Here is a 13,821-nt window from a genome sequence, read left to right as displayed (position 1 = left end):
AAAAAAACTCATCGTAAGACGACGAGTTCTAAATATATTCATGAATGCATTCTAAGAATTGCGTTCCATAAAGTTCCAATTTTTTCTTCCCAACACCTTTTACAGATAGAAATTGTTCTGGATTTCGCGGCATTAAACTGCACATATCAATTAACGAAACATCTGAAAAAATAACAAACGGTGGTACGCCGCGTTGATCTGCCAATTTTTTACGAATTGATTTAAGTGCTTGAAGCAATTCGGTATCCACTTCATGAATTGTTGACCGCGCCTCAATGTGTTGATTATCTTTCGGTAGACGAATGCTTAAGACGTTTCGTTCCATTAAAAACAACTTTCCTTTGGCCGTAATTTTTAGGATGTTATATTGATCCGTAAGTCGTTGGACATAACCGACATCAATTAATCCTTGAATGATCATTTCAAGCTGTGCTTTTGAATGCGCCCGCATAATTCCATAAGTGCTGAGTTTGTCCAATTCTAAATCCATGATCCGTTTTATTTTTGATCCTCTTAAGACATCAATGACTAAGCCTGAGCCATAACGTTCATCCATCCGTAGAATACACGACATAATTTTCTGCGCCTCAATGGTCACATCAACTTGCTTATAATGGTTTAAGCAGTTAAAGCATTGGTTACATTCCATGGGTGCTGGTTCATCAAAATAGGTCATGAGTTTATAGCGAAGACATTGGGTTGTTTTACTGTAGTCGACCATTTGTGACAAGCGTTCATTGGCACGTTTTTTGATTACTGTAAGATATTCGAGATCTTCGTGACTTTCATCGAGTTGTTCGATAAAAAATTGATTTGTACGAATATCTTTACCATTATAAAGCAAAATACATGTGGCAGGTTGCCCATCCCGTCCTGCACGGCCGGCTTCCTGGTAATAGCCTTCCAATTCTTTCGGCATATTATGATGAATCACAAAACGAACATTAGACTTATCAATACCCATACCAAAAGCATTAGTTGCGACCATCACTTGAATATTTTCTTGAATAAACGCATCTTGGTTTTGAATACGGATTGCACTGTCCATCCCTCCATGATATCCGAGTGCCGAAATATCATGACTTGTTAAAAGTTGCGTAACAGTTTCAACTTCATTGCGCGTTTGACAGTAAACAATCCCAGAATCCGTGGTTTTTTTACATATATCGAGAATAAACTTCTTTTTATCCGCATCGCTTAATTCTCGTGTTTGAAAGAATAAATTTGGGCGATCAAAAGACTGAATGGTTTCAAGGGGTTTTGAGAGTTTGAGGTTAATCTTGATTTCTTCACGTACGCGTTCGGTTGCAGTTGCGGTAAAAGCCGTGACAACAGGCCGTGGATGGATCATTTCGATAAATTTTGGAATATCGAGATATTGCGGTCTAAAATCATTGCCCCATTGTGAAACACAGTGTGCCTCATCAATCGAAACTTGAGAAATTGTAATCTTTTGAGCTAATGCACGAAATCGTTGTGTTAATAATTGTTCCGGTGCGACGTAAATGAGTTTGTAATGATGTGCCCATGCACGTTCATAAACCAATTGTTTTTGATGGTCATTTAAAGAACTGTTAATGTAGGCAGATGGAATCCCCATCAGATTTAGAGCATTCACTTGATCTTTCATCAGTGAAATTAATGGTGATACAACAATGGTAATTCCTTCCAACATTACTGCCGGCACTTGATAACACAAAGACTTGCCGCCACCAGTAGGCATTAATGCTAATACATCTTGACCACTTAAAATAGCCTCAATAATGGCTTCTTGGCCACTTCGGAAAGCATCAAACCCAAAATAATCTTTTAAAACATGGTATGTGTTCATGATGCCTCCTCTTTACCTTAAACTGAAAGCAGTACCTCACGATGTTCTTTTTCAAATGCATCTAAGATTACACGTGCCTCATCTGTCGTTTTGGTATCCATTAATGCAGTTCTTAAATCATTTGCCCCCTTAAATTCTCGAATATAGATCTTAAAGAAGCGGTGTAAGGGTTTTGATAAACCAGGTTCTTGTGCTGAATACAGATCGTATTGATCAAGATGATAACGGAAAAGATCAAGAAGTTCTTTCGCACTATGATCTTGTGGTTCTTTTTCAAAAGCAAATGGATTATGAAAAATACCCCGTCCAATCATCACGCCATCGACACCGTACTGATCTGCAAGGTCTTTACCCATTTGATAATCCATAATATCACCATTAATTGTAATTAAGGTGTCCGGAGCAATCGCATCACGTAGTTTTAAAATTTCAGGAATCAGCTCCCAGTGAGCATCAACCTTGCTCATTTCCGTCTTTGTTCGAAGATGAATCGACAAATTCGCAATATCTTGACGTAAGACATGTGCAATCCATGTTTTATACTCTTGAACATCGCGATGTCCTAATCGTGTTTTCACACTTACTGGAAGACCGCCTGCCTTTGCGGCTTGGATAATTTCAGAGGCTACATCCGGTCGTAAAATCAAACCCGAACCTCGACCATGTTTAAAAACATTGGGTGCAGGACAGCCCATATTGATGTCGATCCCTTGAAATCCCATTTCTGCCAATCCAAAACTCATATCACGAAAATAATCAGGGTTATCACCCCAAATATGTGCAACAATTGGCTGTTCATCCTCAGTGAAAAGCAAACGACCGCGTAGACTTTCACGGCCTTTCGCATGGAAATAACTCTCACTATTCGTAAATTCCGTGAAATAAACATCGGGTTGTGCTGCTTTTGCTACAACATGACGAAATACCACATCCGTAACATCTTCCATCGGTGCTAGTATAAAAAAAGGTTTTGGTAATGTCTTCCAAAAATTATGTGTCATGATTTTTCCTCGCTTCATATCTTACTCATTTTTTTAGAGCCTTTGTGACTTATTGTCCCATTTTTTTATCATTTTTTCAACACATATAAATCGTCGCTTCCCATAAAAAAAGACCTAAGCGTCGCTTAGGTCTTAAAATAATTCAATTGATTTATTTTCGTTTGCGTTTTAGAACCATTAATACCGTTCCTGCAACCATGAGTCCCAAACTGATTCCCCGTAATGGTAACGCAGATACTCCAGTACTAGGGAGTAATGGTTTATGTGGTTTACCCGGTTCTGGCGGATTTATCGGTGTAATAGGAATGGTTGGTTCATCAGGTATTTTAACGGGAACTTTCACGGACGTTTCAATTTCCTCAAACGGATTTGAAACCGTTGCAGTATTCACAAATTCCTCGACACCTTCAAGATTGGACATTGCAGTAACCTCAAAGGTTAACGTTAATTCATCAAAACCACCAAGATTTACAATTATACCCTCGACTAAGTCCGAAACGCATAAGGAGGTATCCCCTACAAGCGTTGAGGTGACCGGTTCATCATTTAGATTTTTAAACGAATAATTCAAGACAACTTGATCTAGATGATCCTTTTCTTGAATGATATTTATGATATCTTTTAAATTATCACGAATAATTGTTTTATATGACATGACATTCGACTGATTTCGAACGTGAATTGTATACGTCAAGCCCTCATTCTCTTCCACAAAATCATCCCCGTTATTTTCCGTAACAAGCTTTTCAAGATCAAGTTTTGGAAGATCTACAGGAACCTCAATTTCAGTAGTAGGAACATCATTTACAGTCGCAATATTTGGAATCATCGGGAACCCGGATTCATTCACATTAGGTATGGTGCTGACATCTAGTGTTGGTTTTAATGTCACGGTAAACACCAATTCCACAAGTTCTTGATCATCAAGATTCGCAAGAACAATTCCTTGAATTAAATCCGCAAGTGTATAGGTATTGCCTTGTGTCGATACGACACTTACCGCTTCAGGTTTTTCTTCAATGACATCAAGAAGCGCAGTCATCGGATCAATAACATAAACATTCTTAGCAGCCATCGGACCTTTATTTAAAATTCCTATTGTATACGTTACCGTATCGCCAGGTTCAGCAAGATGTTTGTCATCTTCAATTTCTGCTTTTTTATAAATGCTTAATCCTGTATTCCCCGCAAAGATAATGGCCGTCGCATCAACTGTTTCATAGATATTTTTAGCAGTCACTTTATTCACAAGTGATCCTGAAGCTAATGCGCTGAGATCATCCAATGCTGTTACACTAAAGGTTAGTGTTATGGATTCTTGTGAGCCAAGATGGGCTTTAAATCCATCTACGAGGTTTTGGAGCGTTAAGTCTGTTCCGTCATCAAGCGTTGAAACAATGGATTTTCCTTCTAAATGATTAAATACATAACTTACCGCAACATTAGAAAGCGCAGTTTTTTCTTTAATCGAATCCAGTACATCTGTAAAAGGATCTTGAATGGTTACACCATGGGCATAACCGAGTCCTATATTGGTAACTTCAATCGTATACGTGAAGGTTTCATTTTGAGTCACCCAACCGTTTTCATCTGCATCCAGTACACTTTTTTCTATTTTAAGTTTTGGTAATTCAACTGGAATTTCCACTTCAGGAGATGGATCAAAATCTGCATAGGCAACATTATAAAGTACAGGATTTCCCGCATCATTATGATGGGTGATCGTTGAAAGATCTAAGGTCGCTTTTAAAGATACCGTAAAATTGAGTTCCGCGGTTTTACCGGGATCAAGGCGTACAAGATAAATCCCGCTCATCAGTTCCGCTAAAGAATGGGACGATGTTACGCCATCGTGGATCATCGTGACAACCACATCTTCCGGACGTTCCGCAATGAAGGGTGCTACCCCATCAAAATCGTCCATGATTTCAACATTATAAGCGGGTGCATTTCCGTCATTTTTTACTACAATCTCATAAGTAAAGGCTTCACCTTGACTTACAGCACCGCTTAGATCATCATCTGTAACTTTTTTATGGATGATTAAGACACTGGATCCAATTGGAATGGATGTGGATGAATCTTTAAGTTCTTCCTCATGTTTTGCGAAGGCTTTGTTTCTGAGCAGTTCGCCTTCCAATTCATCGATCGTTGTTACTTTAAAGCGAAGGGTAACCCGATCCCCCGCACTGAGTTTAACCTCAACGCCTTTATTTTTATCTGTTAATGTTTCAAGGGTTAATGGTTCTGTCGTAATGAGACTTGATGTCGCTGTATTCCCATCGGCTCGATCAAAAGCAGCTTCAACTGTTACACTTCCTAAGCTCTCTTTTTCTTTAATACTATTTAGAATTTCTTGGAGTTCATCATAAATAACGACAGAATCAAGCACAGTTTGTTTCGTATTCTCAACTTCAATTTCATACTCAATTGCTTCACCAGGACTTACAATCCCATTCACTTCATGACCACGATCAATCGGTAATCCTAAGTCTTTTACTCGCTTCACAATTTCAAATCCCGACTCACCCGTGAGAATAAATGCACTGTCGTCATTTTCATATTCCGTGGTAACGATTTGCCCTTGTTCATTTAACTCATCAACATCCCAATAAACATGAGCGGTATTGTCAAGATGATGGGGTGCTGGAATGGAATTGATGTTCGCATTTGCGGTAAAGGTTAAGGTAATCTCAACCTCATCTTGGATTGCGCCCGAACTATTTAGAGGCAGCATGCCTGTAAATTCTAGACCGCCTCCCATTAACGATGCAATCGTATGACCTGGAACCGCCACATTGTTTCGCTTAACCTCAATGGTACCATCACCAACTGTTACGTAGTTTTGAACTTCAGTTAGAAGATCCTTTATTTTCATATCACTCATAACACTGCCTTCATTATGAGCTTTAATGGTATAGGTAAACACTTCTCCCGGTGTCAAAATTAAATCACCGGTATCATCAACGACCTCTTTAGTGATTTGAAAGTATGGATTGAGACCTGGAATTTCACGATCAATTTCTACCGGTGAAAGCAATTTTTCGTACGTCCACTCATGAATGTATGCGATATCCCCAAAGGATTTTCCTTGTCCACTGTTTGCGCCAAAGAAAGGTCCATTTCCTTCAAGTTGACCATCAACACTACGATAAATACAGTCATTACCATAGCGCCATTTAAAACTACCATTAGACTCTGTCCCTGCAGTCGCGTCCATTTGACCTTCAAATGGACCACAACCACTAACGATACGATCTTTTACAGGACGATGATCCCAATAAACTACATCTGCATTCGTTATCGGACGCATTAAACCATTAATACGTTCAATTGTAATACCCGAACGCAAGTCTTCAATATCATACCCTACAAAATGGATCTCACCACTTCGATCTATATCTGAGAAAATATGGACCGTTTGAGTAATTGGAACAGGAACACCCAGTCCATTCAAACCATCCCAACTCAGTGTAACAGGTTGACCACTTCGGTAAATCGTACTTAAAGTCACATCGACATCATCATCGTAGGATCCATTATTGTTGGTATCTACCTTTACTTCCACAAGTCCTTCATAGTTATTAATATCAACACGCACATCAACAGCTTGTGTATCATGAGATGTACGACTGTAGGTCATACTTACAAATTCAGGAAGCTTGATTTCTTGAGTTAGCCATGTCGATTCACCATCTGCATAGGTTGCGGTTTCGGGCATATCGTCATCCGGAACACTTGCAAAGAGTTTATAATTTGTTACTCGACTTGAACAATCCGAATCATCGGCTGCTAAGATATAATTGGGAATCCCAAATGCCTCATCCTTAAAAGCAATACCACCTTTTTTTAAGGCACTTTCATAGATTGGAGCACAAGCACTATCGGACTCCTCAACCAAACCTGCAGCATCACTTGTAATGAGAGAATCTTGACCGTTAAATCCATACAGCGATTGTTTGTAAATATAGCCGTCAATCATCATATGATAAAACACAAAATCTTCAAAAATATTTGCATTTTGAGTCAATTCAATCTGTTCAGACCATGTTCGCCCTAAAGCACGCGTTCCATCTGCTTTTAGAATATGGAAACGATAGCGTGCTGTTATGTTTTTTGTCTTCGGTATAGTAAAACGATAAATCCCCGAAGCGGGAGCTTTCAGCCAGTGATTTTCATTGGTTGCATCAAATTTATTGACCTCAGGATTTCCAGCTAAGGCATCCTCAGTCACTTCACGAGCATCACCAACATCAAACATCGTTTGATTTGACCCTGCATTTGCCGGTGTATTATTAATCGCTACAAATTTCAACGATTTTGAAACGCCCGGTCCCTCAAGGGTATAGTCCAAGTTATGTTTATTATTAATCCCTGACTTACGAATAAAGGTCCATTCGATTGCAAGGCTTTCACCCGCATTTAAATAGACATCAAATTTTGTATTGAATGCATTTGAAAAAGTATCAAAAACACTCACATCGCCTGGATTCATGCGCGTAATCGAATCCGAAGGCGTATCTTTTTGGACTGCATCTTCTTTAGACTTTGTTTCGCGTTCCGGTTTAACTTCCGGTGAATGCGCATCCTCATCATTTTCATGAGAAACTCCATCGTCGATGTGTTCCGTTTCAATCACATCATCGTCCAAAAGTTCATCATTTGAATCTTCATCACTTGGTGTTTCAGTTGGAACGACGACCTCTTCTTGAATTTCATTTATAAGTTGATCATCTTCCTTAATACCTTCTGTCACTGCGTTCACACCTATGCTGGATAATACCATCATTCCAACAAGTGTGAATAACATCAAACGACGTTTTCCATTTTTAATTTTATTCATGACATCCTCCTACCCCATAATCGGTTTTAGACACAAATTTTTATAGAATTCGTTGAAAGCGGATCTTCACAAAGATGTCCGATAAAATACATGAAATACTTATACAAAGTATAGCATACCGCCATTGTTTAAGAAGCGCTTACACCTCTTTTCATCTCCTTTTCATCTACCGCTACGAAAGTATAAAAAAAACACTTCTAAACGAAGTGTTTCCTTATTATTTATAGCATCGCACCATTTTGGTTAAATCGATACCATTTCCCTTGGATTTTGTGTCGTCCGGTTATCATGGCTCCTGAATCATTGAGATAGTACCATTTTTGATTTATTTTCTTCCATCCGATTGCCATCGCACCCGAATTTTCGAGGTAATACCATTTGTTGTTTACCTTCTTCCATCCAGTTGCCATCGCTCCAGCGTTTTCAAGGTAGTACCATTTGTTGTTTACCTTCTTCCATCCGGTTGCCATCGCGCCCGAATTTTCGAGGTAATACCATTTGTTGTTTATTTTTTTCCAACCAGTTGCCATCGCACCAGATTCCTCAAGATAATACCACTTGTTCGAAACTTTTTTCCAACCCGAAGCCATTTCACCTGAGTTCTCAAGATAATACCACTGATTCTTAACCTTTTTCCATCCCGTGGCTACGGAACCATCGTGTTCTGTTAAGTACCACTTTTTATGAACTTTATGCCACCCTGATGTCGTTCCTTTTTCAGCCGTTGCATAATAACGTTTTTGATTTACATTAAAAAACCCAGTTAAAGGCAGTCCATCTTTACTAAAGTAGTAGTTGTTTTGACCGATTTTTTTCCATGTATTTTTAACACGATTCCCGTGTTCATCAAAGTATGCTGATTTTCCCGCTGTTTTTTCCCAGCGATTCTTAAGGATAACCTCTTTTGGTTTTTCTGGCGCAATCGGCTTGATTGGCTGTTTCTTATATTCTTGGATGGCATCTTCAATCCGTTGAAGTCGTTTATCTGCTACAAACGATAATCCTGATAAATCGCCTTGAGGCCATGTTTTAAATATATCTTCCGCAAGATAAGTTTGAACGGATGACAGATTTGGATAGCGTTGAGCTAAACTTAACGCTTTTCGTGCGGAATACTCCAATGAGACAAAATCCATGTGGTGCATTACCTTTTGAGAAACATACGCTTCAACATCTTCCACGCGATTTTTATTTTCCAATTCCGCTAACATCGCTGCTTTTGGAATCCGCATCGCTTGATATTGTTTCCAAAATGGTTTATATCCTTGGTAAAATGCTATATCCGGTAATGCCTTAAATTCATGATCGATTGATGCTTCCATGCTGTACAAACGATTTATTTGACTTCTTGCTTTTACTTTAGCGTTTTCAAGAAGTGTCTCGGGTGCTTTTAAACGTGCTTTTTCGTTTGCCTCTTGTGCTCGCTTAAAGACACTTTGCATCATATATTCATTTTTATCATTGTACGCAGACTCCATCTCATTATCATAATGATTCTTTTCACTTTGAGTTAGAAACTTCATCTTAAAAAGATCGTCTCGAAGTTTTAAATAAATATCTGCCATCAAGGAATTCTTTTTATCCAAGGCAAGAAGTTCTTCGCGATACGTAGCCAGTGCTTCAAGGGGGGCACTTTGTATAAGCTCGATATAATTTTCTTTCACCCCAGATGGAATATAAAAGAATCGTCCGCGAATCTCTTCGGTTAGTGCTTCAATTGCCTTAAGTCGCGTTTCTCGAATTTTACGTTCTTCAAACGGTTTCTTGAGCGCCACAATTTTTGCTGCTTGTTGATCTACCGGTAGTTTTTTTACCTGATTAATATAATGATTGACCCGTTCTTCAGTCATGCCTTCAAATGAGTATAAATATGCTTTAAACATTATCAATGCTCGGTCAGGTGTCAACTCTGAATAATATTTTAAGTCCTGTTCGGCTTGTGTTAGTTCTTGCGCATTAATCAGTGTTGTTTTATGCATCAAAACCGTAAAACCAATACAAGCACATAAGACACATTTTAAAAAACGTGTTTTGTGTTTTGTTCTGTATGTCATAACGTTTATCCCCTCTGTTCTTTTTTGAAACATTCTGTTGCATTTTGATATGTTTCTGAAATTAAAATAAAATATTTCGAACGTCATGTAAAGATTTTTTTTCGTTTAGCGGCTATTTAAGGTCTCTATTAAGATTTCTTAAGATTTAGGCGCCTAAAAACCTTAAAAAATAGACCTTTAACGCAATCCATTGTGAAATTAATGATACCGGTATCATTTTTATCGATAACCTCTTGACAACACAGTTGTTCTCATGTATTTTGGTAATGTAAATGAATGTTCACATGTTACTATTTAATTAGGCAGGGTGATTACAAAACGTCGTTTTTGTAATTGTCCTGTCTTTTTCTATGGAAGGAGGTTAAGGTAACGTGAACCGAAACTATAAGGAGGAAACAATGAAATACTTGAAGAAGCAATTCGTAATCTTAGCATTAAGTTTTGGATTAGCACTCGCTGGTTTTGGAAATAAGGTCTATGCGGACGAACCCGCCAACGTCCCTTTAAGCATTCTTTCGATTGATGCCGGTCGAAAATACTTTTCTGAAGATCAATTAATGGACATCATCAATCACGCGCATCAAAATGGTTATACTGGAGTACAGATACTTCTTGGAAATGATGGTCTACGCTTTGTTTTGGATGATATGTCCATGAATGTACAGGGGAAAACATTTGAAAGCGATGCAGTTAAGAACGCAATCACAGCCGGAAACAAAAGCTATTATGATGATCCTCACGGTGATGTTTTAACTGAAGTGGAAATGACGCGCATTTTAAAACACGCTAAATCAATTGGAATCGATATAATTCCTGTTATCAATAGCCCAGGACATATGGATGCTATTCTTGTAGCTATGGAAGAACTTGGATTAACAGACGTTCGTTACCAAAACAACGGTAAGACTTCGAAGCGAACTGTAAATATTGAGAACAAAGAAGCGATTGCCTTTGTTCAGGCCTTAACTAAAAAGTATGTCGATTTCTTCGGCGATTCAGGTGCATCATCCATCTTCAACTTTGGTGCTGATGAATATGCAAACGACGTCTTCACATCACCAGGATGGGGTGAACTTCAGAAAAAAGGCCTCTATGATGACTTTATAGAGTATGCTAATACTTTAGCTAAGATTATCAAAGATGCCGGGATGAAACCCATGAGTTTTAATGACGGAATCTACTACAACAGCAACGACCAATATGGAACCTTTGATCAAGACATCATTATTTCTTATTGGACCTCAGGATGGTGGGGATTTAATGTCGCAAAACCGCAATACTTTGCATCAAAGGGTCACCCAATTCTTAATACAAATGATGGTTGGTACTGGGTTTTAGGTCGCATCGATAAAGATGGTTATAACCTCAATGACGCGCTTAAACGAACACAAGCGAACGATTTCAATGTATTAGCTGGCGGCAGTACGATTCCATCAATTGGAAGCATGCAAGCCATTTGGGCTGATGATCCTTCACAAGATCATGGTATGAATCATATTATGGAACTCATGGATGCTTTTGCGACACGACACGCAGATCACATGGTGAAACCTGCAGACTATTCAGAGCTTGATCATACACTCGGTGCAATTCCTCAAGATCTTGATCTTTATACTGATGAATCTGTTGCGAAACTTCAAGAACTTGTGGATTCTATTGTTCGCTCCTACCGCATTCCCGAACAAACTAAAGTAGATGAAACAAACAAACACCTTGAAGCAGCTATCAAAAATCTTCAATTAAAAAAGGCCGATTACTCGCGACTTAATGCATTAAAAGATCGTGTCGCAAAATTAAACGCAGATGACTACGAAAACTTTGAAGTGATTACAGATGCATTAGCTTCCATTGAAGAACATCGTAACATCACACAACAACATGATGTCGATGCGTGGGTTACAGCTTTAGAGAATGCTATGAGTTCCTTAAAATTCCGTAACAGTGAACCCAGCATGCCATCACCTAAAGATGATGACACCAAAATCATTGACACGATAACAGATAAGAAGCCCACACCTTCAACCACAACTCAAACAACAGTTCAAACAACAGCAGAAACACTACCTCAAACAGGCGTGCAAAGCAATGTTTCAGCCAAAGTTATGGGAAGTCTAGTATTGGTCGCTGGTGCTTGGTTCTTAAAACGAAAATCTTAACCATTGAATTTATATAAGCAAAAGACACACAAGAATCGTGTGTCTTTTTTACTTTATGTTTTTTCTAAGGTTTATACGTCAAAATGTCGTTTTTGATTTTTTCCATAAACATTTGTTTCTACTTTTATGGCTATATCTACACCGTAGTTACTCGACGTGGTGGTATATGGTAAATCCTCAGATGTTTTTTTAATCCTTCACGGGATCACTTAGAATCGTAATATGTCGAATAACATCCCAACTGACAATGTTGTTTCCAACATAAAGATACATGTAATCTGAGTAACCCGTAAAGGAACCCGTAATCGTATCGATGAGACGATTGTTTCCATCCCGTATGTTGACTTGAATGCTGATGCGACAGGACTTGGTAAAAGCATGTTGGAGCACTGAGTCCATTTCTTCTCGAGTCATTTGTGGAAGTTCAATGACTTCCTTTGTCGCATGAGTTTGTCCTTCATTAATTGTTTTTGTAAGTTCTGATAAAGCAAAGGCAGTTCCCCATTTCAAACCAAAAGGACGATCATGATAGTCGTTATAATTTGTAAATGTTTTTTTTGTTCTTCTCCGTGTCATCATCACAACCTCGACTTTCAATCCCTTCCATGCCCCCTGCATGCCCTCCTACTAAGGAACTTCGAGCAATGGCACGCCCACCTTGTGTCAAACTGCTCGCGTAAACAAGTTTTGTAAAGCCAAACTTCGTGCGTACATCATCAACCACTTGATCCAATTTGCGATCGCGATCCACAATTTCAATCGGCTCAAAAAGATTAAGTTGATCTTGGGTTGGACTTTCCAGTTGAGTGCAATTAATACCGAGATTTCGTACAACTTGAATATCGTAATACTGATCAAAAATTTTGAGTAACGCTTCCGCAATCCGTGCACTGTTATTGGTTGCCTCAATTTTCACTTGCTTACTAAATCCCGTTTTTCCAGTATCGTCAATATAGCTCAGTGAATAGCCAATCCATAACCCAATGCATTTGGTGTATTTATTTTCCTTACGAAGCCGTGTTGCGACTTGGTCGGCCATTTCACGAATGACCACGATAATTTCCTGTTTGTTAGTATAATCGCGATTTAAAACCTGGGAGTTTCCAATTGATTTTGATTTTGGCGTATACACTTCACCTAAAAACGTACGGTCGATACCCCATGCATGGGCATAAAGTTGCAAACCAATTACGCCCATCTCTTTTTTTAGATGATTGTAGTTGGCGTGTGCGAGTTGCTCAATGGTCTCAATCCCCATACGTTTAAGACGCAAAGCAGTACGATTTCCAATCCCCCAAAAATCGGTAATGCTTTCAATCTTCCAAAGTTTTGTTGCGACATCTTCATAGCGCCATTCCGCTTTCATATCGCGGGTGTGCTTCGCTTCATTATCAAGTGCAAGTTTCGCAAGCAATGGATTATCACCAATACCAACCGTCGTATAAATTCCCGTATCATTGTAAACATGCGTTTGAATCATCTTCGCCAGTTCGTAGGCACTCTTACAATTAAAGTATGTTAGTGAATCCGTAACATCTAAAAATGTCTCATCGACCGAATATGTTGAAACATTTTGATCATCAACATAACATCGGAAAATTTCATTAATCTGTCGGTGAATGGCCATGTAAAGATTCATTCTGGGGGGTGCAATCACGAGGTCTTCAGGATATGGAAACGGTAAATCACGTGCACGACTTACATTGCTGATTCCAAATGCTTTCTTAGCCATCGGACTTGAAGCAAGTATCAGTCCACTGCCACGTTCACGAACGCTCTCACTGGGATAACTCATCACCACTAATTTCGTTTTTAATGGATTTAAACCCCGGGCAACGGCCTCACACGATGCGTAAAAACTTTTACAATCAATGCATAATATATCGCGTGATGGCTCTTTCTCATAATCAAAGACCAGATTCATGCAAACCACCTC

Annotated in this window: 7 protein-coding genes; 1 reads left to right on the top strand and 6 read right to left on the bottom strand. The window is 38.9% G+C overall.

Translation table 11 applies throughout. The annotated features are described in order from the left end of the window. Positions 1 to 28: 28 nt before the first annotated feature. From recQ to EPJ90_RS08625, 4 genes are all read right to left on the bottom strand, one after another. Entirely contained in the window at positions 29 to 1,831 is a 1,803-nt protein-coding gene (gene recQ / locus EPJ90_RS00085; RefSeq protein ID WP_161636541.1) for a DNA helicase RecQ, read from the bottom strand. Between the two features lie 17 nt (positions 1,832 to 1,848). Then, on the bottom strand, positions 1,849 to 2,832 hold the full coding sequence (locus EPJ90_RS00080; protein WP_161636719.1) for a tRNA dihydrouridine synthase: 984 nt from the start codon (positions 2,830 to 2,832) through the stop codon (positions 1,849 to 1,851). A gap of 151 nt (positions 2,833 to 2,983) precedes the next feature. Beyond that, positions 2,984 to 7,675 (bottom strand): DUF11 domain-containing protein, encoded by a 4,692-nt coding sequence (locus tag EPJ90_RS00075; protein WP_161636542.1) that lies wholly within the window; start codon positions 7,673 to 7,675, stop codon positions 2,984 to 2,986. 221 nt (positions 7,676 to 7,896) lie between these two features. Beyond that, the gene (locus EPJ90_RS08625) at positions 7,897 to 9,729 is read right to left on the bottom strand and encodes an N-acetylmuramoyl-L-alanine amidase family protein (protein ID WP_161636543.1); all 1,833 of its coding nucleotides are present in this window, start codon (positions 9,727 to 9,729) and stop codon (positions 7,897 to 7,899) included. Positions 9,730 to 10,127: 398 nt separating this feature from the next. On the opposite strand from EPJ90_RS08625, the gene EPJ90_RS00065 reads away from it, so the two are divergent. Beyond that, the gene (locus tag EPJ90_RS00065) at positions 10,128 to 11,885 is read left to right on the top strand and encodes a family 20 glycosylhydrolase (protein WP_200542380.1); all 1,758 of its coding nucleotides are present in this window, start codon (positions 10,128 to 10,130) and stop codon (positions 11,883 to 11,885) included. A gap of 189 nt (positions 11,886 to 12,074) precedes the next feature. On the opposite strand, the gene EPJ90_RS00060 is transcribed toward EPJ90_RS00065, so the two are convergent. Together EPJ90_RS00060 and EPJ90_RS00055 are read right to left on the bottom strand one after the other, a co-directional pair. After that, complete coding sequence (locus EPJ90_RS00060) at positions 12,075 to 12,464, bottom strand: hypothetical protein (RefSeq protein ID WP_237558260.1); 390 nt, start codon at positions 12,462 to 12,464, stop codon at positions 12,075 to 12,077. Continuing rightward, positions 12,421 to 13,809: a Y-family DNA polymerase gene (locus EPJ90_RS00055; protein ID WP_200542379.1), complete on the bottom strand. Its 1,389-nt coding sequence runs from the start codon at positions 13,807 to 13,809 to the stop codon at positions 12,421 to 12,423. Before EPJ90_RS00055 ends, EPJ90_RS00060 begins: the two co-directional genes overlap by 44 nt. Positions 13,810 to 13,821: the final 12 nt, after the last annotated feature.

Origin of the sequence: Erysipelothrix sp. strain 2 (EsS2-7-Brazil), from assembly GCF_016617655.1 — a bacterium.
In the GTDB taxonomy this organism is placed as follows: Bacteria; Bacillota_I; Bacilli_A; order Erysipelotrichales; family Erysipelotrichaceae; genus Erysipelothrix; species Erysipelothrix piscisicarius.
This window is presented reverse-complemented; position numbering and strand designations above follow the sequence as displayed.